The sequence below is a fragment of the Lysobacter sp. Soil_N_51 genome (assembly GCF_057655755.1).
Window position 1 is genome coordinate 13100 of sequence record NZ_JBDGLR010000004.1, and the last position, 23236, is coordinate 36335.

22 protein-coding genes are annotated in these 23236 nt (G+C 66.8%); 14 read left to right on the plus strand and 8 right to left on the minus strand.

The window, feature by feature from the left end; translation table 11 throughout:
• Nucleotides 1–97: 97 nt before the first annotated feature.
• Entirely contained in the window at nucleotides 98–877 is a 780-nt protein-coding gene (locus AC3A4T_RS07925; protein ID WP_487674881.1) for a hypothetical protein, read from the plus strand.
• A gap of 76 nt (nucleotides 878–953) precedes the next feature.
• Nucleotides 954–2921 carry an XVIPCD domain-containing protein gene (locus tag AC3A4T_RS07930; protein WP_487674882.1) on the plus strand — a complete coding sequence of 656 codons (1968 nt, stop codon included), beginning with the start codon at nucleotides 954–956 and terminating at the stop codon, nucleotides 2919–2921.
• A 144-nt stretch (nucleotides 2922–3065) separates the two neighbouring features.
• Here AC3A4T_RS07930 and AC3A4T_RS07935 read toward each other — a convergent pair whose 3' ends face one another.
• Nucleotides 3066–3380 carry a hypothetical protein gene (locus AC3A4T_RS07935; RefSeq protein ID WP_487674883.1) on the minus strand — a complete coding sequence of 105 codons (315 nt, stop codon included), beginning with the start codon at nucleotides 3378–3380 and terminating at the stop codon, nucleotides 3066–3068.
• On the opposite strand from AC3A4T_RS07935, the gene AC3A4T_RS07940 reads away from it, so the two are divergent.
• The 7 genes from AC3A4T_RS07940 to AC3A4T_RS07970 all read left to right on the plus strand — a co-directional run bounded on the left by AC3A4T_RS07940 (nucleotide 3379) and on the right by AC3A4T_RS07970 (nucleotide 10002).
• Nucleotides 3379–3786, plus strand: a complete 408-nt coding sequence (locus AC3A4T_RS07940; protein ID WP_487674884.1) for a hypothetical protein — start codon at nucleotides 3379–3381, stop codon at nucleotides 3784–3786. The genes AC3A4T_RS07935 and AC3A4T_RS07940 overlap by 2 nt on opposite strands.
• Before the next feature lie 36 nt (nucleotides 3787–3822).
• Nucleotides 3823–4323: a hypothetical protein gene (locus AC3A4T_RS07945; protein ID WP_487674885.1), complete on the plus strand. Its 501-nt coding sequence runs from the start codon at nucleotides 3823–3825 to the stop codon at nucleotides 4321–4323.
• 35 nt (nucleotides 4324–4358) lie between these two features.
• Nucleotides 4359–5471 carry an XVIPCD domain-containing protein gene (locus AC3A4T_RS07950; RefSeq protein ID WP_487674886.1) on the plus strand — a complete coding sequence of 371 codons (1113 nt, stop codon included), beginning with the start codon at nucleotides 4359–4361 and terminating at the stop codon, nucleotides 5469–5471.
• Between the two features lie 933 nt (nucleotides 5472–6404).
• Nucleotides 6405–6938, plus strand: a complete 534-nt coding sequence (locus AC3A4T_RS07955; protein WP_487674887.1) for an XVIPCD domain-containing protein — start codon at nucleotides 6405–6407, stop codon at nucleotides 6936–6938.
• Nucleotides 6939–6984: 46 nt separating this feature from the next.
• Complete coding sequence (locus AC3A4T_RS07960) at nucleotides 6985–7266, plus strand: hypothetical protein (protein ID WP_487674888.1); 282 nt, start codon at nucleotides 6985–6987, stop codon at nucleotides 7264–7266.
• Nucleotides 7267–7303: 37 nt separating this feature from the next.
• Nucleotides 7304–8980 (plus strand): type IV secretory system conjugative DNA transfer family protein, encoded by a 1677-nt coding sequence (locus tag AC3A4T_RS07965; protein WP_056113708.1) that lies wholly within the window; start codon nucleotides 7304–7306, stop codon nucleotides 8978–8980.
• A 224-nt stretch (nucleotides 8981–9204) separates the two neighbouring features.
• Nucleotides 9205–10002 carry an amidohydrolase gene (locus AC3A4T_RS07970; RefSeq protein WP_487674889.1) on the plus strand — a complete coding sequence of 266 codons (798 nt, stop codon included), beginning with the start codon at nucleotides 9205–9207 and terminating at the stop codon, nucleotides 10000–10002.
• A gap of 279 nt (nucleotides 10003–10281) precedes the next feature.
• On the opposite strand, the gene AC3A4T_RS07975 is transcribed toward AC3A4T_RS07970, so the two are convergent.
• The 3 genes from AC3A4T_RS07975 to AC3A4T_RS07985 form a co-directional block, all read right to left on the minus strand.
• Nucleotides 10282–10833, minus strand: a complete 552-nt coding sequence (locus AC3A4T_RS07975; protein ID WP_487674890.1) for a hypothetical protein — start codon at nucleotides 10831–10833, stop codon at nucleotides 10282–10284.
• A gap of 192 nt (nucleotides 10834–11025) precedes the next feature.
• Nucleotides 11026–12174, minus strand: a complete 1149-nt coding sequence (locus AC3A4T_RS07980) for an NAD(P)/FAD-dependent oxidoreductase (RefSeq protein WP_487674891.1) — start codon at nucleotides 12172–12174, stop codon at nucleotides 11026–11028.
• Between the two features lie 294 nt (nucleotides 12175–12468).
• Nucleotides 12469–13062 (minus strand): TetR/AcrR family transcriptional regulator, encoded by a 594-nt coding sequence (locus AC3A4T_RS07985; RefSeq protein WP_487674892.1) that lies wholly within the window; start codon nucleotides 13060–13062, stop codon nucleotides 12469–12471.
• Nucleotides 13063–13172: 110 nt separating this feature from the next.
• Here AC3A4T_RS07985 and AC3A4T_RS07990 point away from each other — a divergent pair, with 110 nt between their 5' ends.
• Nucleotides 13173–13640 carry a nuclear transport factor 2 family protein gene (locus tag AC3A4T_RS07990; protein WP_487674893.1) on the plus strand — a complete coding sequence of 156 codons (468 nt, stop codon included), beginning with the start codon at nucleotides 13173–13175 and terminating at the stop codon, nucleotides 13638–13640.
• A 185-nt stretch (nucleotides 13641–13825) separates the two neighbouring features.
• Here AC3A4T_RS07990 and AC3A4T_RS07995 read toward each other — a convergent pair whose 3' ends face one another.
• The 4 genes from AC3A4T_RS07995 to AC3A4T_RS08010 form a co-directional block, all read right to left on the minus strand.
• Entirely contained in the window at nucleotides 13826–15040 is a 1215-nt protein-coding gene (locus tag AC3A4T_RS07995; RefSeq protein ID WP_487674894.1) for a serine hydrolase domain-containing protein, read from the minus strand.
• 492 nt (nucleotides 15041–15532) lie between these two features.
• The gene (locus AC3A4T_RS08000; protein ID WP_487674895.1) at nucleotides 15533–17215 is read right to left on the minus strand and encodes a pseudouridine synthase; all 1683 of its coding nucleotides are present in this window, start codon (nucleotides 17213–17215) and stop codon (nucleotides 15533–15535) included.
• Nucleotides 17212–18306 (minus strand): SMC-Scp complex subunit ScpB, encoded by a 1095-nt coding sequence (gene scpB, locus AC3A4T_RS08005; protein WP_487674896.1) that lies wholly within the window; start codon nucleotides 18304–18306, stop codon nucleotides 17212–17214. Before scpB ends, AC3A4T_RS08000 begins: the two co-directional genes overlap by 4 nt.
• Before the next feature lie 165 nt (nucleotides 18307–18471).
• Nucleotides 18472–19440 carry a segregation and condensation protein A gene (locus AC3A4T_RS08010; protein WP_487674897.1) on the minus strand — a complete coding sequence of 323 codons (969 nt, stop codon included), beginning with the start codon at nucleotides 19438–19440 and terminating at the stop codon, nucleotides 18472–18474.
• 769 nt (nucleotides 19441–20209) lie between these two features.
• Here AC3A4T_RS08010 and AC3A4T_RS08015 point away from each other — a divergent pair.
• The 4 genes from AC3A4T_RS08015 to AC3A4T_RS08030 all read left to right on the plus strand — a co-directional run bounded on the left by AC3A4T_RS08015 (nucleotide 20210) and on the right by AC3A4T_RS08030 (nucleotide 23015).
• Nucleotides 20210–20611, plus strand: coding sequence for a hypothetical protein (locus tag AC3A4T_RS08015; RefSeq protein ID WP_487674898.1), 402 nt, complete (start codon nucleotides 20210–20212; stop codon nucleotides 20609–20611).
• Nucleotides 20612–20771: 160 nt separating this feature from the next.
• Nucleotides 20772–22127 carry an XVIPCD domain-containing protein gene (locus AC3A4T_RS08020; protein ID WP_487674899.1) on the plus strand — a complete coding sequence of 452 codons (1356 nt, stop codon included), beginning with the start codon at nucleotides 20772–20774 and terminating at the stop codon, nucleotides 22125–22127.
• A gap of 301 nt (nucleotides 22128–22428) precedes the next feature.
• Nucleotides 22429–22728, plus strand: a complete 300-nt coding sequence (locus AC3A4T_RS08025) for a YciI family protein (protein WP_487674900.1) — start codon at nucleotides 22429–22431, stop codon at nucleotides 22726–22728.
• 2 nt (nucleotides 22729–22730) lie between these two features.
• Nucleotides 22731–23015, plus strand: a complete 285-nt coding sequence (locus AC3A4T_RS08030; RefSeq protein WP_036113238.1) for a BolA family protein — start codon at nucleotides 22731–22733, stop codon at nucleotides 23013–23015.
• The last annotated feature ends 221 nt before the right edge of the window (nucleotides 23016–23236 follow it).

Below are 23236 nucleotides of genomic sequence, written 5' to 3' on the forward strand. Positions count from 1 at the left end.
TCCGATCGCCGTATCCGCGGCGCATGCCGAACCGGTCGAAGCCGCATCAACCCACGCGCGCTGTGTTCAAAAAACCGCATAAAACAGGATGTTCCTCATGTCTGAAATCGCCAACATGCTTGCCGCCGCGACGCCGCCGACACCGGGCGAAGTGATCAACGCCATCCACGACATCGCCGGCGACGGCTCGGCCTCGTACGAGATCGAAAACGGCAGCGTGGCCACGTTCTGGTTCGGCCATGCGTTCGAACTCGACGGCGCCGGCTACTACACCGGTTTCGTCGCCGAAACCCCGGAAAAGTACAACGACGCGGAAAAGGACGCCGATCCGACCCCGGACACCCAGGTCACCCTGAGCCAGGCGACGTTCTCGCTGGCGCAGCCCGGCGCGGCGCGTTCATGGGGCTTCGAGATGGCCGAGTTCTCGATCGGCAAATTCGGCGCCTTCGAGCGCGGCAACGCGATCGACGACAAGCGCAAGCCGCAGACCTACAACACCCCGGACGGCAAGTTCGTGCTCGCGGTACCGACCTGGTCGCTGAGCGGCGGCGTGCGCGTGGATTCGTACGACCTGCTCGTGTTCGATCCGGCCGACCTGACCGATCCCAACACGACCCACTGGACGTATCTGGGCAGTGTCGCCGCCGGCGAAGACAACGGCGCCAGCTGCGACGAAGACGACGACCAGCAGCCGTGCGCGCGCAGCTTCGGTGCGCTGAGTTTCGAACCGCATGGCGACGACCTGCCGTTGATCCACGTCGCGATGAGCGGCACCCGGATCGTCGCGGCGGGCAAGGTCCGCACGCTCGGCCCGGCCGATGCGCTCGAATACCGCTACGTGGCGACCGAAAACCAGTATCAGCCCAGCGCGCAGTAAACACATTCACACCGGCGGGCCGATCCGATCACGGCGGCCCACAAAGACATAGCGGCACTCATAAGGAGATTGAGACATGGCACGCGACTATTCCCGCACTGAAGTCCTGGGCATCATCGAACGCGAAGCGGCCGAGCGGAACATCCCGCGCGACGACTTCATGCGCTTCGCCTACATCGAAACCGGCGGCAGCTTCAACGAACAGGCTTCGCGCGGCGCGGCCGGCGCCAAGGGCCTGTTCCAGTTCGTGCCGTCGACCGCCGACGCCTACGGCATCCGCGGCCGCGAGCTCGATGCGGTCGCCAACACCGACGCCGCCGCGCGCCTGTACCTGGACAATCGCAACACCCTGGTCAACCGCCACGAGCGCGACGGCCGTCCTTACCTGTCGGGCAAGCCCGAACCCGATGGCCTGGACATGTACATGGCGCATCAGCAGGGCGGCGCGGGCTATCGCTCGATCCAGTCGGCGATCGCGACCGGAAGCTTCTCGCGCGACGACACCCGTTCGAACATCCTCAACAACGTCAGCTCGCGCGATTTCGAGCGCGTGACCGGGCATAAGTACTCCGAGTTCTCGCGCATGTCCGATCGCGACATGGCCACGACGTTCACCCAGTACTGGGACACCAAGTTCGACCGCGTGGCGATTCCGGAAAAGGGCATCGCGCCGATCACCGACAACCGTCAGCCGACCCAGACCGCGCCGACCCAGACTCAAACTCAGACCGCGCCGTCGCAAACGCAGACTGCTCCGGCTCAGACGCAGGCCCAGACCGGCGCCGGCATCTCGCTGACCGCCGCGCACGACCTCAGCGTCAAGTACGACAACGTCAAGTACGCGATGAGCGGCAAGTACCCGGGCGTCGACGGCAAGCATCCCGACCAGGGCTATGTGGATTGCTCGGGCTGGGTCGCGACGATGCAGAACGCGACCATGAACGAGATCAACAAGAAGGCCGGCCGCGAAGTCTTCGGCAAGGAAGACAAGTTCAATCTCGGCAACGACGGCGCGGCGATGATCGTCGACAAGGCGCAGCAGCGTTCGGGCATGATGCTCGAGGGCAAGGAGGTCACCCGCGAGGCGCTCAAGGAAGGCATGATCATCGGCGAGGACAACGGTCCGAAGAGCTGGGACAAGGGCCGTTTCAAGGGCATCGACCACATCACCATGGTGGTGCGCGATCCCAAGAGCAACGAGCTGATGATCAGCCAGTCGCGCGGCGGCGAAGGCGTGGAGTTGTCCTCGCTGGACACCTACCTCAGCCGCAAGCAGGCCAACGGCGTCAAGCTGTACGCTACCGATCCGCTGGCCGAAGCGCGCTCGCTGCTCAAGGACAATCAGCAGACCCAGAGCCAGGATCCGGCGGCTAAGACCGAAGCCAAGAAGGACCCGGCGCCGGCCCGCACCGCCGCGGCGAATGCCGACGGCGTGCTTGAGCGCAACGAGAAGGGCACCGCGGTGCGCGAGTTGCAGGAGTCGTTGAACAAGCTCGGCTACCGCGACGCGCAGGGCAATGCGCTCAAGCCCGACGGCGATTTCGGCAAGCACACCGAGGAATCGGTGCGTTCGTTCCAGAAGGCGCACGGCCTCACCGTCGACGGCGAAGCCGGTCCGAAGACCCTGGAAGCGCTCAAGAACGCGCACAAGTCGCCGCTGCTGTCGGATGCCAGGCACCCCGATCACGGCATGTACGAAGACGCGTTGAAGGGTCTGGAAAAGCTCGGCGCCAACAGCGGCCTGAAGAACGCCGAAGAGCGTCAGCGCGCCGCGGCCGGCATCACCTATGAAGCGCGACTGGGCGGTCTGGACAAGATCAACCACGTCGTCCCGAACGCCAGCGGCACCGGCTATTTCGCGGTGCAGGGCGAACTGGGCGATCCGGCCAGCAAGCGCGCGCTGGTCGACAAGGCCACCGCGGTGAGCCAGCCGGTGGAGCGTTCGACCCATCAGCTGGCGCAGGACGTGCCGGCGCAGAAGCCGCAGGCCGCTCCGGCGCAGGACGCCGAACAGCGTCAGCCGGCCAAGCCGGTGCTGGTCTGATCGCGGCATGAGTCAAGTCCCGCGCGTCGAAACCGGCGCGCGGGCGCGGGTTGGGGATGGCGCGTCCGCCGGGCAATCCGGCGGGCGCGTCATCCCGACATCGCCGCAGATCGGGATCGTTCCGCAACCTGCGTCGCAAAGGTTTTATGTTGTTTGGTTATTAATGCTCGATGGCCTGGATTCGTTGCCGTGATGAATTGTTCCGATGAATAAGCACCACCGCATGTCCATGATCTTCATGTGTGGCGTTTCGTTGGCGCTGGCCGCCTGCGAATCGTCGACCCATGGCGACGTCGCGCCCGCGGTGTCGACGCCGGCCGCCGCGGCCGCGCCGACGGCGAGCGCGAGCGGAGCGGCCACCGAAACGGTCATTCCGGCGGGTTTTTCCTCGTACGCAAGCGAATCGATCGGCGACGGCAGGCAGTGCGTGGTCGGCGCGGCGGTGGACGAGGACGGCATGAATCAGAAGCCGGTGGTCTACATCGAACAGACCTCGGGCAAGCCGGTGTGGACGCGCACACTGGAATTGCCGAAAGACACTTACCAAAGCCGCGCGACCCATTGCCTGCACCTGGACGATGCCTTGTACGTGCTGCTGCAATCGGACACCCAGCCGCAGCAGTCGCTGTCGCAGACCTTGTTGCGGGTGGTCAAGCTCGATGCCGGCAACGGCGCGGTGCGCGGCGGCGGCGATGTGGAGGTGCCGGGAGTGCAGGGCGCGTACTCGGCGGTGGTCGCCGAAGGCGCGCAGCATCTGCGCTGGAGCGACGATCAGCTGATCGTGGCGGGGCAGTATTTCCTGCTCGACACGCCCGATCAGCGCATCGATTTTCAAGCGCAGCTCAAGGCCGACCTGGGCCGGTAAGGCGAACCACTCATGATCCGACGGAAGCTCAAATCGATGAAGCGCAATCAGTGGCTGTTGTTGTCCTCCTTGCTCGCCGCGCTGGCGCTGGCCGGGTGCGAAGTCGCATCCAAAGGGCCGCCGACGGCGCCGGCCGCCGCGCCCGCGGCCACTACGCCGGCCGCGACACCGGCGAAAGCCGCCGCTGCGATCGCCTGCCCGTCGCAGGACTTCGAGGTTTTCCTGAAAGCCTTCGCCGACGATGTCGAAGTGCAGAAGGCGCATACCCAGCGGCCGCTGCAGAGCGAAAGCGTGGATCCCAACGCCGATCCCGAGCCCAAGCAGGTGACCGCGATGCTCGACGGCGATGCGCTGACCTTCCCGGTCATGCCGAGCAGCCAGACCCAGAAGAACGACGGTCTGGTCCTAAGCCAGACCGAATTGAACGGCGACAAGCAGGTAATGCTGGCCAAGCCCGACACCGATTACCAGCTGTCGTTCTTCTTCCGCAAGGGCGAGTGCTGGACGCTGTACCGCAAGCGCGACGATTCGCTCTGAGCTGAGGGGACACCGATATGTCGTATCAGGACATCATGAACGTGATTCTGCCGCCGCAGCAGGGGCGTTCGTCGCACATCACCGGCCACTACGGCGAGCATCGCGCGAGCGGTCCGCACGGCGGTTCGGATTTCAATTACGTCGGCGGCCAGGCCGGGATCAATCTTGAGCATCCCTCGATCCATTCGCCGATCGCCGGCACGGTCGAATTCGTCGGTGGCCGTTACGGCACGATTTCGATCCGCGATGCCGAAGGCAACCGTCACCAATTGCTGCACACGCAGAGCCAGTCGGTGGTCGAAGGCCAGCGCATCGAGGCCGGCGCGGTGATCGGCACGATGGGCGGGCGCGGTCCGAACGGCGAGGCGCAGTACGCCCAGCACGTGCATTACCAGCTGAAGGATCCGCAAGGGCGCAACCTCAATCCGGAAGAGTTCTGGAATCAGCGCCAGACCACCGGTGCGCGTAGCGCGAACCAGGCCGGCACCGAGCAGCACAAGCCCAACGACGGCGTCATGCACGCCGGCGAGCGCGGCCAGGACGTGCGCGCCTTGCAGGAAGGTTTGAATCGGCTCGGTTATCGCGACGGCGAGGGCAAGGCGCTGAGCGCCGACGGCGATTTCGGCGAGCGCACGCGTCAGGCGGTACAGGCGTTCCAGCGCGAACACGGGCTCAAGGACGACGGCGTGGCCGGTCCGAAGACCCTGGAAGCGATGAAGCACGCGGCCCCGCGTCAGGACGATCAGGGCAAGTTGCTGTCGAGCCCGAGCCATCCCGATCACGCCCTATACAAGCAGGCGGTCAACGGCCTGGAGAAGCTCGGGCCGCAGGCCGGGTTCCGCGATCACGCCCAGCTCGAGCGCGCCGCCGGCACTTTGACCTACGAAGCGCGCATGAGCGGCATGAACCGCATCGATCACGTCGTGCCGAGCGTCAACGGCAGCGGCCTGTTCGCGGTCCAGGGCGGTCTCAACGATCCGGCGCATCAGCGCGTGTTCGCCGACAAGGATCAGGCGATGAATCAGTCGATCGAGCAGTCCTCGCAGAAACTGCAGCAGGACGCGCCGAAGCTGGCGCAGGCGCAGCAACAGCAGCAGGAACAACAGCAGGCGCAGCAGCAGGCGTCGCCGAAGATGAGTTTGATTTGATGGATTCGATCTGAGTTTGGAACCGGCGCGATCGCAGGATCGGGCAGGACGGCAAGGAGAGCGGCGCACGGATGCGTCGCGGCGACAGATTCTGGAGGCCTCGGCGCGGTCGGCTTCACCGTGACGCCCGATGTGGAAGTACGTAGCGAGTTCGATTTGGAACCGACCCGATCGCGAGATCGGATCGGACGGCAAGGAAAGCGGCGCACGGATGCGTCGCAGCAACTATTCAACGGGCAGCGACGCGGTACGCGTCGTTGCCCGAGCGACAGCAGGATCGACCGGCGCGGCGACGGATGCCGCGGCCGGCGAACCTGGTCGGTGTTGCAGGAACCGGCTTGATCGCGAGATCGGACCGGACGGCAAGGAAAGCGGCGCACGGATGCGTCGCGGCACTAATTCAACGGGCAGCGACGCGGTACGCGTCGTTGCTCGATCAACAGCAGGATCGACCAGCGCGGCGACCGATGCCGCGGCCGGCGAACCTGGTCGGCGTTGCAGGAACCGGCGCGATCGCGAGATCGAACCGGACGGCAAGGAAAGCGGCGCACGGATGCGTCGCGGCACTAATTCAACGGGCGGCGGCGCGTGGGGCGCCGACGCTTCGACAGCTGGTCCGAGCCGGCGCCCGCAACCATCGGTGGAGGCGGTCGTCCGGTTCGGCTTGGGGGGCTTCGCAGGCCATGGACGGCTTGAAAGTCGCTGTGGAGCCCTGGACAGGGAAGTCGCTGCTCCTCCCGCAAGGGCGGGGTGGGCACGGCAGGCTCGATCGCTAGGGAGATCGAGCCTGCCGCTGCCGCTTTGTCGTCGCTTCGACCGCGGCCGGCGGGTAATGAGGCACCGGGTAATCGGGTATATACAGGTCGGTGAGACCGGCAGGCGTGGCGGACACGCGGCCGGCGTCGCCCACGAAACCAGCGGAGGGTCGCAGCGATGAACGCCAATCCACCCGATCAACAACTGGGCATCGGCACCGGGGCCACCAGTCAGACCCTGGACGATATGCGCCGCGGCGAGCAGCGCAATCTGCTCAGCAGCCCCAGCCATCCGCAGCACGATCTGTTTTCGAACACGCGCGTGTGCCTGGACAAGCAGGACATGGCGCGTCACTACAGCAGCGGCGAACGCGACAACCTCGCCGCCGCGCTGGCGCTGGAAGCCGCGCGCGGCAATCACGGCGTCGACCACGTCGTCTTCAGCAAGGACGGCGCGCGCGCGTTCGCGGTCGAGGGCGACCCCGATTCGCCGAGCCGGCGCATGAGTTACGTCGACGCCAATCAGGCGGCGAACCAGTCGATGCAGCGCAGCAGCGAGCAGTTCGCCCAGCTCAATCGCGAGCAGGACCTGCTCGAGCGCCAGCGCGAACAGGAACAGCGCCAGGGCGGGACCCAGGCGCAACAGCAGGGCGAGCGCAACGAACGCGAGCAATCCGCGCCGGCGCGCAGCCTGTTCAAGGACAAGGACTGACACCCGCCGCGCGCCCGCACCCCGGCGCGCGGCCCAGGAGGCTGCAATGAACGAGTACCAGCACCACGTATTGACCAAGGGCCGCTACCAGATCGTGGCCCTGACCGACGAGGCGTCCTTTGATCCCAACGACATCTATGCCTATGCGGTGATGTCGTCGTCGGGGGTCAAAATGCGCCAGGAACTGACCCTCAGCGACGCCCAGATCTGGCTCGACGACTGGATTGTCAGAGAAATGATCGCCAGCGGCGGCGCCGGCCCGGATATGATGGCGCCATCGCGCCCGGCGGAGTCTTCCGGGCTCCGGGCAGGCCGGAAGCGACGCTGACCGACAGCGGGTTCGGGGACACAAGCAGGAAACAAACGTGAAAGGGAAAGCGATTTTCGCCCTGGTGGCGCTGGTGGCGGTGGCTGTCGCGGGGACGTATCTGTCGGGATACCTGACGTTGATGTTGATGAAGATCGACACCGCGGCGTTGAAGTGGAACACCTACCTCGACTACCTCAAGGTGCTCGACGTTCCCCAGTACAAGCCCTATGCCGGCAAGATCAAGGCCGGCGGCTTCATCGGCTACGGCCTGCTGGTGGCGGCTTACCTGGGCCTGTTGTTCCTGATGTTCAAGCCGGCCAAGAAGTCGATCCACGGCGACGCCCGCTTCGCCAACGGCGGCGACCTGAGCAAGAAGGACATGTTCAAGTCGACCCCGACCAGCATCGTGGTCGGCAAGTACAACGGCCAGCTGGTCCAGCTCAGCGGCCAGCAGTTCGTGATCCTCGCCGCGCCGACCCGCTCGGGCAAGGGCGTCGGCATCGTGATCCCGAACCTGCTCAACTACCAGGGCTCGATGGTGGTGCTGGACATCAAGCAGGAAAACTTCGACCTGACCAGCGGCTGGCGTTCGCAGCAGGGCCAGGAGATCTTCCTGTTCAATCCCTTCGCCGAAGACCGCCGCACCCATCGCTGGAACCCGCTGACCTACGTCTCGGCCGATCCGGCGTTCCGCGTGTCGGACCTGATGAGCATCGCCGCGATGCTGTATCCGGACGGCTCGGACGACCAGAAATTCTGGGTCAGCCAGGCGCGCAACGCCTTCATGGCCTTCACCCTGTACCTGTTCGAAGCCTACGACGACGCCAACAAGGTCGGCTTCCCGTTCGGCACGATCCCGACCCTGGGCGCGGTCTACCGCCTGTCCTCGGGCGACGGCAAGAGCGAGCTCAAGCCCTTCCTCAAGGGCCTGTCGGAGCGTCCGTTCCTCAGCTCCAACGCGCGCTCGGCGTTCGCCAACATGCTGTCGCAGGCCGATGAAACCTTCGCCTCGATCCTGGGCACGTTCAAGGAACCGCTGAACCCCTGGATCAATCCGGTGCTGGACGCGGCCACCGCGACCGACGATTTCCTGCTGACCGACCTGCGCAAGAAGAAGATGACGATTTATGTCGGCATCCAGCCCAACAAGCTGGCCGAAAGCCGCCTGATCATCAACCTGTTCTTCAGCCAGATCATCAACCTCAACACCCGCGAACTGCCGCAGAACAACCCCGAGCTGAAGTTCCAGTGCCTGTTGCTGATGGACGAATTCACCTCCATCGGCAAGGTCGACATCATCGCCTCGGCGGTGTCGTACATGGCCGGTTACAACATCCGCCTGCTGCCGATCATCCAGAGCATGTCGCAGCTCGACGCGACCTACGGCAAGGACATCTCGCGCACCATCATCACCAATCACGCGCTGCAGATCATCTACGCGCCGCGCGAACAGCAGGACGCCAACGACTACTCCGACATGCTCGGCTACACCACCGTGCGCAAGGAGAACATCACCCGCGGCAAGGACATCTCGCGCAGCGAATCGGAAGAACGCCGCGCGCTGATGCTGCCGCAGGAACTCAAGGCGATGGGCTTCGACACCGAAGTGTTCCTGTACGAAGGCATTCCGCATCCGGTCAAGTGCGACAAGATCAAGTACTACCAGGACAAGATGTTCACCCAGCGCCTGTTGCCGAAGGTGACGGTGCCGATGCTGGACCTGAAGGTCTGATCGGCGCGATTGTCTGACTCCATACGCCGCCGCGATGGCTCATCGCGGCGGCGTTTTGGTTTATGGGCAACTCAAAACCCAATCCCGACCCGAATCGTCGGCGGCGTCATGACGAGGGGTTCCGAGCACAGGCCCTCGACGCGCGCTTTTTGGACGCGCGACCTGATCCATCGCGCTGGCCGCGCGGCATAATGCGGACTGCACGTACGTCAGGCCGACCCGCCATGAAAGATCTGCGTATCTCCTTAGTCCAGGGCGCGACCCGCTGGCACGACCCGGCCGGCAATCGCGAGTATTACGGTCATCTGCTCGCTTCGCTGCGCGGCATCACCGACCTGGTGCTGCTGCCGGAAACCTTCACAAGCGGTTTCAGCAACGACGCCATCGGCAACGCCGAAACCATGGATGGGCCGACCGTGGCCTGGATCCGCGAGCAGGCCGCCCGGCTCGGCGCCGCGGTGACCGGCAGCGTGCAACTGCGCACCGACGAGGGCGTGTTCAACCGGCTGCTGTTCGCCACGCCCGACGGCGGGCTGCAGACCTACGACAAGCGTCACCTGTTCCGCTACGCCAAGGAACACGAACGCTATGCCGCCGGCCGCGAGCGCCTGACCGTCGAGTGGAAGGGCTGGCGGATCTGCCCGATGGTCTGCTACGACCTGCGCTTCCCGGTGTTTTCGCGCAACCGTTTCGATGTCGAGCGCCCCGGCGCGCTGGATTTCGATCTGCTGCTGTACGTGGCCAATTGGCCGTCGGCGCGCGCCTACCCGTGGAAGACCCTGCTGCGCGCGCGCGCGATCGAAAACCTGTGCTACGTCGCCGGCCTCAACCGCGTTGGCGACGACGGCAACGGTTTGCACTATGCCGGCGACAGCGCGGTGATCGATTTCCTCGGCCACGCGGTGAGCGAATGCACCGACGAAGAAGTCGTGGTCACCACCACCTTGCAGGCCGCCGAACTGGCCGCGCACCGCGAGCGTTTCCCGGCGATGCTGGATGGGGATCGGTTCGAGCTGGCGTGAGCGATCTGTCGGCTCACACGCGAACGAGCCGAGAGGTCTTTTGTGGGAGGGGCTTTAGCCCCGACGCTCTTCGCTCAGTTCGCGAGACGCCTCATCGCTCCCGGGCCGCGTAATTGCGCGGTGATCGCAACCTTGCGCTTGCGCCCACGGATCGCATTGCTTAGCTGAACTCGCTGTAGGAGCGCCGCAAGTCGCGACCGCGGAATCGCAGATACGTCGTCAGCGCGATGTCGCGGTCGCAACTTGCGGCGCTCCTACAGTCGGCACCCGGCACCGCGATCAATTGACCCGGTCGTGAACCTGCAGCCCCTGCGCCGCATCGCTGGCGTCGTAACGCACGGTGACGGTGCGACTGGGTTCGCCGCCATGCGCCGGACGCACCAGGGTGGCGCGCACCGAGCCGTCGGGCTGGTCTTCGCGCTTCAAACCTTCCAGCGGTTCCAGGCAGGAGGCGATCCGGTAGGTGTCGTTCTTGCGAACTTCCAGCTTGTCGTTCAACGCCAGCCAGATCAGATCGGTTTCCACGCCCTTGCCGCAGGGGCCGTCGGCCGGGCCGGTGCCGCTGCGCGAATCGACCGAGAGCAGGAGGTAGCGTTCCTTGCCCGGGCCGGAGTCGGCGATCAGGGTCTGGCCCTGGATCGGTCCCTTGATCGAGGCGACCTTCCACAGCAGCAAGGGCTTGCGCTGCGAGCCGACGATCGCGACCACGTCGCGATTGCGCGAGTCGGGTTGCAGGCTCAGGCCATTGGCCGGTTCGGCCTGAGCGATGGACAGGCCTGCGAACAGCCAGGCGGACAGGACGAGAGCAACGGGCGCGATGAGTGTCTTCATCCGCCGAATGTACGCCGTCCCCGAGCCGCGCGCGCGGGCCACCGCCAAAACGACGCATCGCCGCCAAGTTCGGATTGCGGTTCTTGCCCGTGAAGGAGCGGGGCTGGATTTGTTCCGGCCCCTGCGAATCGAGGCCGCGGACTTGGCAGCTCGACCCGCGACCTCATAGCCCTCAAGGTCGCGACACTTGCCTCAGTACGTCTCCGACGAGCGCGGCGCGCGCGCCGGCTCGTCGCCTTCGCGCGAACCGCGCTTGTGGAAATACACCTGCTCGGCGGCCCAGCGCAGCGGCGCGGAATGCAGCAGCAGGTCGAACGGCCAGTCGAACTGGAAACGGTCGAAGGCCCAGCGCAAGGCGCGCTTGCGACGGAAACGCGGCGCGGTGTCGCGGGCGACGATTTCCGGCGCCGGCCCGTGGCCGAGCGCGTGCAGCGCGATCGCCTGGCCCAGGGTTTCGCCGTGCGCCCAGGCCGAGTGGATGCCGCCGGCGGTGACCGGCGAGACGATGCCGGCGGCGTCGCCGGTCAGCATCACCCCGTCGCGCGCGAGCGGAAACACCGGACCGCCGCAGGGGATCAGGCCGGCACGGGTCGCGCTCGGACGCAGTTCCGGGTCCAGCCCGACCGCGGCGCCGACGCGGGCGAGGAAGCCGTCGATATCGGGCACCCGTGCGTGCTCGGGGTCGTGGCGCAGCGCCAGTCCCGCCTGCACGCCGGTGGGGTTCTGCGCGATCCAGCCGATGTAACCGGGCGCATAGCGCTTGCTGACGAAGCAGTGCAGGGCGCCGGACTCGGGCAGCGACAGGCCGGGAAATTCGTACTCGATGCCGTAAAGGAATTCGCGCGTGCGGCCCAGCCCGGCGCGCTCAGCGACGCGCGACTTGGCGCCGTCGGCGCCGACCAGGAAGCGGCAACGACCGACGCCTTCGACTCGCCAACCCTCGCCGTCGCGTTCGGCCTGAGTGAACGAGGCGCCCAGGCGTAGATCGACGCCGTGGCGGACCAGTTCCTGCGCCAGCCAGCGCATCAGCCGCGGGGTGTCGGTGGTGAGGAAGTAATAACCCGGCGCGCTTAGCGCCATGCTGCGCAGATTCGGCGAATACAGACGCACGCGTTCGACCCGATGCACGCAGCCGGCCGGGGCGCGGCTCAGCCAGGTCTGCTCGGCGGCTTCCTTGACCACGATGCCGGTGGTGCGCAGCTTGTCGCCGGGATCGCGCTTGCGCTCTAACACCGCCACGCGCAGCCCCGCGCGCGCCGCGGCCAATGCGCACGCGGCGCCGGCGAAGCTGGCGCCGACGACGATCAAGTCGCAATCGTAACGGCCGGTATCGGAATTCATGCGCGCACCTTGTCGTGGGGGTTGCGGCGCAGTGTGGGAGCGCAGTACGAAGGGCGTATGGGGGCTGTGTGAAGTGTGTGGCGGTCGCGTATTCACGGTTGATGCGAATACGCTTTTGCTGTTCCCCCCCTTTGGAAAAGGGGGGAAGGGGGGATTTGCTTTTTGCCGCAAGCAGAAGGGAATCCCCGCGCTCCGATTAATACTTCGAAATGGACATGCGCTGGGCGCCTGCCCCCTTTTTCAAAGTGGGCAATGGTTTGCGTCGCTTGGTTTCGCTCTGGTGCAGATCACGATTCATGCTGGAATACGATCATTGCTCTGCGCAAACGCATCGATCGCCATCCCCAACGAAGCCAACGCCGCATCCGGCGTCGCATCGCAGGCCGCGCGCACGATCGCGCCGTCCACCGCGACCGCCAGCGCCTGCGCGCGTGCGTCGCGATCCTCGGTCGCGGGCAGCAATTCGGCGATGCGGGCCTGCATCTGCCGTTTGTGTTCGCGCGCGCGCTGCACCGCTTCGGGCAGCACCGGGCCCAGTTCGGCGACGGTGTTGATGAAAGCGCAGCCACGGTACTGCGGGTGGGCGAACCATTCGGCCATCGCCGGCAGCAGCGCTGACGCGTCGTCGCCGAAGCGGTGCAGGGCGCCGTCGAACCAGGTCATCCAGCGTTGATGGCGATAGTCCAGGAACGCCAGGATCAGGTCGTTCTTGCTCGGGTAATGCCGGTACAAGGTCACCTTGGTCACGCCGGATTCGGCGATCACCCGGTCGATGCCGGTCGCGCGAATGCCGTCCAGGTAGAACAGATCGTGCGCGGTCTGCAGGATGCGCTCGCGCGCGGATGGCGCGTCGGCGAGACGAGCGGCGGCGGGATGTTTTCGGCTCATGGCGCGATCGTAGACCGCTTCATCCACCTTTTCCATCCGAAGTAGACAAATCTGTCCACATTGATTAGCGTTATGTAGACCGATCTGTCTACATGCCTAAGGAGCCGACCATGGAAACCCGTCCCCCGTTGCCGCCGTTCACGCGCGACAGCGCGATCCAGAAAGTCCGCCTGGCCGAAGACGGCTGGAATTCGCGCGATCCCGAACGGGTCGGTCTGGCCTATTCGCTGGACACGCGCTGGCGCAACCGCGCCGAATTCGTCGAAGGCCGCGACGCGGCGGTGGCGTTTTTGCGGCGCAAGTGGAATCGCGAGCTCGAGTACCGGCTGATCAAGGAGTTATGGGCGTTCGAAGGCCGGCGCATCGCGGTGCGTTTCGCCTACGAATGGCGCGACGATTCGGGGCAGTGGTATCGCAGTTACGGCAACGAGAACTGGGAGTTCGGCGACGACGGGCTGATGCGGCTGCGTCTGGCGAGCATCAACGACCGGCCGATCGCCGAGAGCGAACGTTGCTTCCATTGGCCGCAGGGACGCCGGCCGGACGACCATCCGGGCCTGAGTGAGTTAGGGATGTAATCGCTGCCGGACGGACCGACTGTAGGAGCGGCGCAAGCCGCGACCGCGAACTCACGCCAATGTCGCCTGCGACGACATGACGACGTATCAGCAACAACGTCGCATGCGACGAAGCAACGACGCCGGTGTGGATTCGCGGTCGCGGCTTACGCCGCTCCTACAAGGAGCGGCGCAACGGGATCGGGTCAATCCGCGTCAAGGCCCGCATACACCGCATTGCGCAGGTCGATCGTGAATTCGCCCTGCATGCCTTCGACGGCGGTATTGGTCAGGGCGACCACGCTCAGCCGGCGCTGCGGGTCGACGAACCACGAGTGGCCGTACACGCCGCCCCAGGCGATGGTGCCCGGCGACTGCGGCGTGTTGGTGGCGCGCGGGTCGTTCAACACCGCCCAGCCGTAGCCATAGCCCCAACCCGGGTCCAGGCCTTCGATCGGCGCCGGCACTTGCTCGCCCATCATCACCGCGACCGATTCGGGTTGCAGGATCGCGCCGCCGCCCTGGCGCAAGGCTTCGAGCAGGGTCAGCACGTCGCCGGCGGTACCGGCCATGCCGGCGCCGCCGGACGGATACGACGCGGGGTTCTCCAGGCGGCTCGGCGCATAGCGCAACAGCCTGCCGGGTAAGGACAGGACGGCGCCGTCGAGCATGCGCGCCGGCCGGCGCGAACCGTCGGCGGCGACGCCGTCGGTGTACGGCGTGGCGGTGCGGCGGTGATCGGCGATATGGAAGCCGGTGTCGCGCAACGACAGCGGCGCGGCGATCAGTTCCTCGATCAGTTTCGGCAGCGGCGTGCCGGTCGCGCGCGCCATCGCCTCGCCGAGCACGTCGAGCCCGATCGAATACTTGAAGCCCTGGCCCGGCGGAAAGCGCAACTGCGCCTCGCCAATGCGGCGCAGGTTTTCCTCGATGCCCAGCCCGGGCTGATCGAAGCCGTCGGAAATATCCAGAGTGTCGTAATCGCCGCCGGGCGCTTCGCCGAAGCGATAGCTCAGGCCCGAAGTGTGGCTCAGCAGCTGGCGCAGACTGATCGCCGGTGTTGTGCCGTCGGCTAGGCGCGGGCGGAACTGCGGCAGCCACTGGGTCACCGGCGCGTCGAGGTCGATGCGGCCTTGTTCGGCCAGTTTCATCGCCGCGGCGGCGATGAAGGGCTTGGTGACCGAGGACAGCAGAAAGATCGCATCCTCGCGCATCAGCCGGTCGGATTCGCGATCGGCCAGTCCGGCCGCGCGGTGGTAGACCGGTACGCCGTCGCGGGCGATCAGCACGACCGTGCCGACCAGCCGCCGCTCGGCGATGGCGCGGTCGATGGCATCGTCGACGCGGTCGCGCAACAGGCTGGGGACGGGCGGTTCGAGTGTGGCGAGCGACTCGATCGGGGCGGAAGCGGGCAGATTCATGAGGGGATTCGCTATGCCATCGGAAAGACAATGCGAAGCTGGTTGCGGCTTCGCCGGCTACAAGCGGTGATGGTGAAACACTGCCATGCCGCGTGCGGGATTGCGGTTAAGCGTGAGGTGGCGCAGGCGTTTGCAGGGTAGGGCGCGAGCTTTACCGAATGCGGACAGTCGGTTTGCCGATAGGGTGCGCGAAGGCATGCGTCGCAATCATGGAATGCGGTTGCGATGCGGGTTGCGTCGATGCCGGAGTGGCGCGGTCGCGGCTTGCGCCGCTCCTACAGCGGCTGCGCCGAATACCGCACCGACATCCAAAAGCCGCATGAGCCATCTGTAGGAGCGGCGCAAGCCGCGACCGCGTCACTTCAACCACGGCGCAGGCACGCAGCCAGGCGGCTTGAGCGCCACGCCCAAAACAAAGGGCGCCGAAGCGCCCTTTGTTTCAAGTCGTTGCGATCGCCGGCGAATTCGTCAGCGCCGCATCAGCCTGCGACCTCAGCCGCGCGGACCGCGACCGCCACCGGGACGGCCGCCACCGCGCGGACCGCCCGGACGCGGGGCGCCGCCCGGCGGACGGTTGCCGCCGGGACGCGCATTGCCGGCCGGACGCGGACCGCCCGGGCCGCCGGGACGACCGCCCGGTTTGCCGCCGGCCGGACGCGGGCCGTTGTTGTTGCGCGCGGGCCGTTCGCTGCCATACGGCGTGAAGCCCGGGTTGGCGTGGTCGGACGGGAAGCTCGGCGCGTTGCCGGGGTGACCGTAGGGGCGCGAGCTGCGCTGACCCTGACCCTGGCCTTGTCCCTGACCACCGCCGCTGCGACGCTCGCCGTAGGGGCCATTGCCGCCACCGGTGGTGTTGCCGTTGCGATCGCCGCCGAAGCCGCCGCCTTGCGGACGACCGCGACCGGCACCCGCGCCGGCACCGGCCGGGCCGCGACCGGCGCCGCCGCCGGGCTTGCCGGCATAGGGCTTCTTGCCGCGACCATCGGGATTGCGATGACCGCTCGGGCCGGTCTCGACGCCTTCGGGCACGTACCAGGTGCGGAACGCCGCCGGGTTGCCGTCGGGGAGCGAGTTGGCGCCCTTGTCCTTGCGCTGCTTGAACGGCTTCTGCGACTGGCGCGCCGCGGCTTCGCCGCTGACGGTCAGGCCGCCGGGCTTGCGCGGACCGCCGCGGCCACGGCCGTTGCGGTCTTCGCGCACATGGTCGAAGCGGCGCAGTTCGCGGCCTTCGTCGGCGGTGTTGTGGCCGCCGACATAGCCGGCCGAACGCTCGTTGCCGGACAGATGCACGGTCGACTTGGCCGCCTTGCGCTGGCCGATCACCGGCTGCAGGGTCAGCGCCGACGGGGTGCCGTCTTCCAGGCCGAGGGTCGCGCGCAGCGCGTCGACCTTGTCGTTGACCAGTTCTTGCGAGTGGCCGCGCAGCAGTTCGCGCGGCAACGCCACGGTGCCGTAGCGGATGCGCTTGAGCCGGCTGACCTGGCAGCCCTGCGATTCCCACAGACGGCGGACTTCGCGGTTGCGGCCTTCCTTGACCACGACCCGGAACCAGTCGTGCGAGTCGCTGCCGCCGATGCGTTCGATTTCGTCGAACTTGGCCGGGCCGTCCTCCAGCGAGACGCCGCGGGCGAGGCGGTCGACCAGGTTGTCGGGCACGGTCTCCTGGCCTTCGGGTGCGCGCACGCGGCAGACGTATTCGCGCTCGACCTCGAACGAGGGATGCATCAGCGCATTGGCCAATTCACCGTCGGTGGTCAGCAGCAGCAGGCCGGTGGTGTTGATGTCGAGGCGGCCGATCGCGATCCAGCGCGCGCCCTTGAGCGCGGGCAGCGAATCGAAAATGGTCGGCCGGCCTTCGGGGTCTTCGCGGGTGGTGACTTCGCCTTCGGGCTTGTTGTACATCAGCACGCGCGAGGGTTCGGTCAGCGCGCTGGCGACGAAGCTGCGGCCGTCGAGTTCGATCTTGTCGCCGCCCTTGATGCTCATGCCGACCTGCGCGGTCTCGCCGTTGACCTTGACCAGGCCGTCGGCGATGCGCTGTTCGAGCGCGCGGCGCGAGCCCAGGCCCGCTTGCGCGAGGACCTTGTGCAGGCGTTCTTCCAGGCGCGGCGCTTCGGGGGCCGCGCTGTCACCGCTGCGCTTCAATGAAAGCTTGCGGGGTTTTTCGTCAGTCATTTCTGTTGCTCCGGCTGGTCGTCTTCGGACTCAGCCTCAAGTTCCGGAACGGTCGTCGTCTCGACGGCGTGTTGGTCTTGCTCGTGATCGTTCGCGTCCGCCGCGCGCTTGCCCGGCGCGGCTTCGGGGTCGTCCGACAGGACGGTGTGTTCGTTGGCATCTTCGGCGTCGGCGGGCTCGTGCTCGTCGGCGTCGTGGGATTCGGGGTGGGGCTCGTCGCCGGCGGATTCGTCCGCGGCGGTTTCATCGGTGTTGGGATCGGCGGCGGTGTCGCTCGAATCGTCGGCGCCGGGCGCATCGGACGTTTCGTTGGCGGTTGCTTCGTTGGCTTGTGCGTCATCCGCTGCGGCGGCGCCGGCCTGCGCGTCCGCCTCGTCCTGCCCGGATTCGGGCGAGTCATCATCGGCCTGGCCGGGCGCTTCGTCGTTGGCCGCGGCGGCGATTTCGCCGTCCTGCGATTCGCCCTCGGCGTTCGCCTGTTCGCTGTTGCCCGCGTCCTCGCCGTTGCCGATGCCGCCGGCGGCGATCGCTTCGCCGCCGAACTGCAGTTGCGGCTCGAGCTCGCCGATGTCCTTGAGCTCCGACAGCGGGGGCAGTTCGTCCAGGCGCTTGAGGCCGAAGTAATCCAGGAAGGTCTTGGTGGTACCGAACAGCGCCGGCTTGCCGGGCACGTCGCGGTGACCGACCACGCGGATCCACTCGCGTTCCTCCAGCGCCTTGATGATGTTGCTGCTGACCGCCACGCCGCGGACCTGTTCGATCTCGCCGCGGGTGATCGGCTGGCGGTAGGCGATCAGCGCCAGGGTTTCCAGGGTGGCGCGGGTGTAGCGGGTCTGGCGCTCGGTCCACAGGCGCGCGACCCACGGATGCACGTCGGCCTGGACCTGGAAGCGGAAGCCCGAGGCCAGTTCGACCAGTTCCACCCCGCGATCGGCGCAGCCTTCGCGCAGGATCTGCAGCGCGGTCTCGACGCTGTCGGCCGGGGCCGGCTGGTCCTCGGGGAACAGCGCATGCAATTGCGCCAGCGTCAGCGGCTGGGTGGCCGCGAGCAGGGAAGCTTCGACGATGCGGGTAACGAGGAGTTGGTCCATTGGAGCCGGGATTCGGAATTCGGGAATGGGATTCGTGCGGTGGTTCGTGGGTGGCGGATCAGCGCCGGCCCTTCTGGCTTGAAGCGGACGAGCGGGATGCTGCGGGTGGCGATGGTGCGCCGGGCGCTGGCGAGGTCCGCGACGCGGACAGTCGGGCGCGGGCGATCACGAGGCGCGGTCGTCGTCGTTGGCGGCGTCGTCGAACTCGCTGCTCAGTTCGATTTCGTCCGGGTCCTTCATCAGGGCCAGGGACTTGACGTAGATCGGCGCCGGCGGCTTGGTCGCGCCCGAATGGGCGTCGTCGGGCAGCTCCTGGACGATCTCGATCAGTTGTTCCTTGGCCAGGGTCAGCAGGCCCAGGAACGTCACCACCACCCCGAGCTTGCCTTCCTCGGCCGTGAACAGCGATTCGAAACGGTGGAACACGCCGTCGCTCATGCGGGTCAGCAGCTCGCCCATGCGCTGGCGCACGCTCAGCGCGTCGCGTTTGATCGCGTGCTGGGTGTACAGCTCGGCGCGCTTGAACACGTCGTGCAGGGCCAGCAGCATTTCCTTCAGGTCGACCGGCGGCGGCAGCTTGACCGAGGCCCGGTCCGGCACGAAGGCCTGCACCGGCACGGTGTCGCGGTCCTGGCGGGGCAGGGCGTCGATGTCTTCGGCGGCCTGCTTGAAGCGCTCGTACTCCTGCAGGCGGCGGACCAGCTCGGCGCGCGGGTCTTCCTCGATGCCTTCTTCGTTGGGCGCGCGAGGCAGCAGCATGCGCGATTTGATCTCGGCCAGGATCGCGGCCATGACCAGGTATTCGGCGGCCAGCTCGAAACGCATTTCGTGCATGGCCTGGATGTAGTTGACGTATTGCTTGGTGATCTCGGCGACCGGGATGTCGAGGATGTCCAGGTTCTGCCGGCGGATCAGGTACAGCAGCAGATCGAGCGGGCCTTCGAAGGCTTCCAGGATGACTTCCAGCGCATCCGGCGGGATGTACAGGTCCTGCGGAATCTGCAGCACCGGCTGGCCATGCACCACGGCCAGCGGCATTTCCTGCTGCTGAGGCGCGGTCGGGCCCGGGCTAGGCCCTGCGTTGGTGGGCTCCGCATTGGCTGGGTTCGCGGCGAGCGCGGATTCGTTGGTCATTCGAGACCGGCCCCTCCGGGCCGTGGGCACTGCTGTTGCGACGATGCATGCGGCGCCGGGCCGCATCGGAACGCACGCGGTCCGGTCGTGCAAGACCGGATCGAAGCGTCCCTACGGGTGCTACGGACCACTCATAAAAGGCGGGTGCTTGGCCCGAACGGCCCCGGCCTGCCCGACACGCGGGGCGTGGCGGCGTAAGACTGAAGGGGGTTGCGGGCGCGGACCGGTGCTCTGCAGCGATGCACTGCGTACTGGCGCACCGATGATGTGCGGGGAAGTACGGGTGCGGACGTGGCGACGGTGTGGGGTTCCGGTCGCGACGGGGCTTGCTGCATCCGGCCTGACGGCAATTGAGGTTTAGGGTAAGGGCTGGGGGCGGCAGTGTCCAGCGCCGGTATGAATGGCGCGACCGGCGCGGCTGTCCGCAACGGGCGGGTGTTCAGCCCGGATCGGTCGGGTTCGGCCGGCGCGGCGGGGCGGTCGACCGTTGCTCGGCCGGTGATGCCGGTCGCCGCGCCGACGGCGAAATCTGTCCGCAACCGCATTAGACTGACGTCTGGGGTAAATAAGGGACCGGGGACGCACCATGAAACCAGCAAGGACCGCCTTCGCCGTATTGGTGTTGGCACTGACGGCCTGTAAAGCCGCTGCACCAGAGGCACCCGCCGCGCCGGCACCGGCCGCGCCCGCAGCGGCGCCTGCAACGGCCGCGGCTGCAGCGCCCGCGCCGACCGCCGCCGCGTCCACTGAGGCACCCGCGGCCCCGGCCGTGCAACTGCCCGCGGAAGCCTGCACCAAGAGCGAAGACGGCTTCGCCAGCTTCTTCGAGCAGTTCGTCTATGAAGCGCCGGTACGCGCCGCCTACAGCGCGCCGAACGTCGAGGTCCGCGACATCAAGGACCCGAACAAGGTGCTGAGTTCCGAGCCGCCCGGCCCGTTCCGGATCGCGATGGTCGACAACCAGTGGTCGTATAACGAACCGGGCAAGGACGCCGGCCAGTTCGCCCGGGTCAAGATGGACCGCACGCTCAGCGGCGACCGCATGCGCGTGGATTTCGTCAAGGCCGAGTTCTCGCCCGACGAGGAAGTGACCAAGACCCTGGGCAAGCCCGAAGCCTACGTATTCGAATTCAAGCAAGGCTGCTGGCAACTCACCCAGCAGCTGCGCTGATCCTGTCCCGCCTGCTCGACCCAGGCGGGGCCGTACCGATCCCCTAGATCGCATCGCTAGAGCGCATTTCCAGCGCACACGCAGTCGCAGCAACGCGGGTCTCGACTCCATCGCAGGCCCGCACGCCCAAATCTGAAGTTCATCGACAAGGAGAAGTACGATGCCCAATTACAAGATCGTCGAATCGGTCGGCAGCGGCGTCCAGCACGTCCACGACTACGAAGACATCGAGCGTCACCACCCCAGCCGCGGCAACGAACGCGGCCGCGTCTACGGCACGGTCAACGGCGAGCGCGAAGAGCTGCTCGGCAACTACGCCGGCACCCCGACCGTCTCGCGAGACGGCGATTACTACGTGTCCAAGGATTTCGTGCTGCAGGCCGGCAACTCGTCGGCGGTGAAGGTGCCGGCGGTGGCCAACGGCTACATCGGCCGCATCGACCCCAGCGACGGCGTCGTCCAGATCTACGACAAGCCGGCCAACGATCCCAGCCGCGAGATGATCGCGCAGTACCGCCACATGGACCTGCGCAATACCGAATTGAAGGTCGGACAGCAGGTCGAGTACGGCCAGCCGCTCGGCATCCAGAGCGGCTTCAACAACGGCAACCCGAACGCGTTCGGCAAGCACGTCCACATCGATATCAACACCAGTTACCTGCCGCAGATGGAGCGCTACGTGCGCGACATGGCCAACGGCGCGATCACCACCGACAAGCGTCCGCCGCACCAGGAAAACGCCACCGGCCAGACCCAGGTCAGCAACGTCTCCGGCAACGGCCGCAACGTGCATAGCCCGGGCGGCGCCGGTTCGACCACGGCCGCCGCGCCGATGGCCGACGGCGTGCTGCGCAAGGACGAGCACGGCCCCGAGGTCAAGGCGCTGCAGGAACGGCTCAATGCGCTGGGCTACAAGGACGCGCAGGGCAATGCGCTCGGCACCGACGGCAAGTTCGGCAAGCACACCAAGGAAGCGGTCGAAGCCTTCCAGCGCGACCACAAGCTCGAAGTCGACGGCATCGCCGGCCCGAACACGCTCAAGGCGCTCAAGTCCGCACAGCCCGATCACGCCCACCCGCACGCCGATCCGAAGACCGCCGACGCCAAGACCCCCGGCAACGTCGATCCGGCCGTGCGCGGCCCGCTGCTGTCGGACGCCGCGCATCCGAACAACGCGATGTACAAGCAGGCGGTCGAAGGTCTGGAGAAGCTCGGCCCGCAGGCCGGTTTCAAGGACCACGCCGCGCTCGAACGCGCCGCGGCCACCTTGACCTACGACGCGCGCGTGAGCGGTCTGAACAAGATCGACCACGTCGTGCCGAACGCCAACGGCACCGGCCTGTTCGCGGTGCAGGGCGATCTCGGCAACCCGGCCAGCCATCGCGCCTTCGTCAATAAAGAGCAGGCGACCCAGCAGACGATCGAGCAATCGACCCAGAAGCTGCAGCAGGACGTGCCGCAGCAGACCCAGCAGCCGGCGCAGCAGCCGCAGCAGGCGAAGTCGATGGTGGCGTAAGCCGCTTTCGCGCGTTCGCGTTATCGACGGCCCGCATCGTGACGATGCGGGCCGTTTGTTTTTGCGATCGATGCGATCGTAACGTCGCAGGTGTCTGCATTCGTCCACGACGACCAACAGGCGACGTGTGCGTTGCCTTTGCGATGACGCCTCGAGCCGGCCGATCCGGTCCGGATCGACGCGCAAGCACGGAGGTATGCGGATGTATCATGAGCACGCCTGACGCAGGCGACGATGGCGGCCGCCATCGCTGGAATTCACAGGGGGCGCCGCCGCGCGCGACGCCTCGCGAAGAGGGCTTATGTGGTATCTGATCGAAGGCTACGACTTCCCCGACGCGCTGCCCAAGCGCGGCGCTTCGCGCCCGGCGCATCTTGAACGTTTGACCGCGTTGCGCGATCAAGGCCGTCTGCTGCTCGCCGGCCCGTGCCCGGCGATCGATGCCGAAGACCCGGGTCCGGCCGGTTTCAGCGGCAGCCTGATCGTCGCCGAGTTCGAATCGCTGGAGGCCGCGCGCGCGTGGGCCGACGCCGATCCGTATGTCGCCGCCGGCGTGTACGAGCGGGTCGAGGTGCGCCCGTTCCGCAAGGTGCTGCCGTGAGCTTGCCGCGCGATCAGCGCGTCGCCGCGATCCGCGCGGCGATCGAGGCCGCGTTGGCGCCGACCGCGCTGGAGATCGAAGACGAAAGCCATCGTCATGCCGGTCACGCCGGCGCCCAGGACGGGCGCGGGCATTTCCGCGTCGCCGTGGTCAGCGCGGCGTTCGCCGGACTCGCTCCGATCGCGCGCCATCGCGCGGTGTACGCGGCGGTCGGCGAGTTGATGACCACCGACATCCACGCGCTGTCGATCAGCGCGCATACGCCCGAGGAAGCGGCGCGGTCGTAAGCGTTGGATCGGGCGGGGCGATGCGCGGAATGCGACGTCGGTCGGAGCCTGCGATCGCCGACGGTGACACGATCGCGCTCGCGTCGGCATGCGCTCGGTATGCGCATCGACAGAGCGCACCGAGCACGCCATTGCACAGCGCATGGCGTGTTTGTTGCCGACCATGACGGCACTTCGTGCTGCATCGCAGCACGCCGCGGTCCAGCGCGGACGCCCTAAGC

What these genes read in the sequence shown, in the direction of transcription:
- AC3A4T_RS07925 (WP_487674881.1), top strand. Translation starts at nt 98, where the DNA reads ATGTCTGAAATCGCCAACATGCTTGCCGCCGCGACGCCGCCGACACCG.
- AC3A4T_RS07930 (WP_487674882.1), top strand. Translation starts at nt 954, where the DNA reads ATGGCACGCGACTATTCCCGCACTGAAGTCCTGGGCATCATCGAACGC.
- AC3A4T_RS07940 (WP_487674884.1), top strand. Translation starts at nt 3,379, where the DNA reads ATGAATCAGAAGCCGGTGGTCTACATCGAACAGACCTCGGGCAAGCCG.
- AC3A4T_RS07935 (WP_487674883.1), bottom strand. Translation starts at nt 3,380, where the DNA reads ATGCCGTCCTCGTCCACCGCCGCGCCGACCACGCACTGCCTGCCGTCG.
- AC3A4T_RS07945 (WP_487674885.1), top strand. Translation starts at nt 3,823, where the DNA reads ATGAAGCGCAATCAGTGGCTGTTGTTGTCCTCCTTGCTCGCCGCGCTG.
- AC3A4T_RS07950 (WP_487674886.1), top strand. Translation starts at nt 4,359, where the DNA reads ATGAACGTGATTCTGCCGCCGCAGCAGGGGCGTTCGTCGCACATCACC.
- AC3A4T_RS07955 (WP_487674887.1), top strand. Translation starts at nt 6,405, where the DNA reads ATGAACGCCAATCCACCCGATCAACAACTGGGCATCGGCACCGGGGCC.
- AC3A4T_RS07960 (WP_487674888.1), top strand. Translation starts at nt 6,985, where the DNA reads ATGAACGAGTACCAGCACCACGTATTGACCAAGGGCCGCTACCAGATC.
- AC3A4T_RS07970 (WP_487674889.1), top strand. Translation starts at nt 9,205, where the DNA reads ATGAAAGATCTGCGTATCTCCTTAGTCCAGGGCGCGACCCGCTGGCAC.
- AC3A4T_RS07975 (WP_487674890.1), bottom strand. Translation starts at nt 10,833, where the DNA reads ATGAAGACACTCATCGCGCCCGTTGCTCTCGTCCTGTCCGCCTGGCTG.
- AC3A4T_RS07980 (WP_487674891.1), bottom strand. Translation starts at nt 12,174, where the DNA reads ATGAATTCCGATACCGGCCGTTACGATTGCGACTTGATCGTCGTCGGC.
- AC3A4T_RS07985 (WP_487674892.1), bottom strand. Translation starts at nt 13,062, where the DNA reads ATGAGCCGAAAACATCCCGCCGCCGCTCGTCTCGCCGACGCGCCATCC.
- AC3A4T_RS07990 (WP_487674893.1), top strand. Translation starts at nt 13,173, where the DNA reads ATGGAAACCCGTCCCCCGTTGCCGCCGTTCACGCGCGACAGCGCGATC.
- AC3A4T_RS07995 (WP_487674894.1), bottom strand. Translation starts at nt 15,040, where the DNA reads ATGAATCTGCCCGCTTCCGCCCCGATCGAGTCGCTCGCCACACTCGAA.
- AC3A4T_RS08000 (WP_487674895.1), bottom strand. Translation starts at nt 17,215, where the DNA reads ATGACTGACGAAAAACCCCGCAAGCTTTCATTGAAGCGCAGCGGTGAC.
- scpB (WP_487674896.1), bottom strand. Translation starts at nt 18,306, where the DNA reads ATGGACCAACTCCTCGTTACCCGCATCGTCGAAGCTTCCCTGCTCGCG.
- AC3A4T_RS08010 (WP_487674897.1), bottom strand. Translation starts at nt 19,440, where the DNA reads ATGACCAACGAATCCGCGCTCGCCGCGAACCCAGCCAATGCGGAGCCC.
- AC3A4T_RS08020 (WP_487674899.1), top strand. Translation starts at nt 20,772, where the DNA reads ATGCCCAATTACAAGATCGTCGAATCGGTCGGCAGCGGCGTCCAGCAC.
- AC3A4T_RS08025 (WP_487674900.1), top strand. Translation starts at nt 22,429, where the DNA reads ATGTGGTATCTGATCGAAGGCTACGACTTCCCCGACGCGCTGCCCAAG.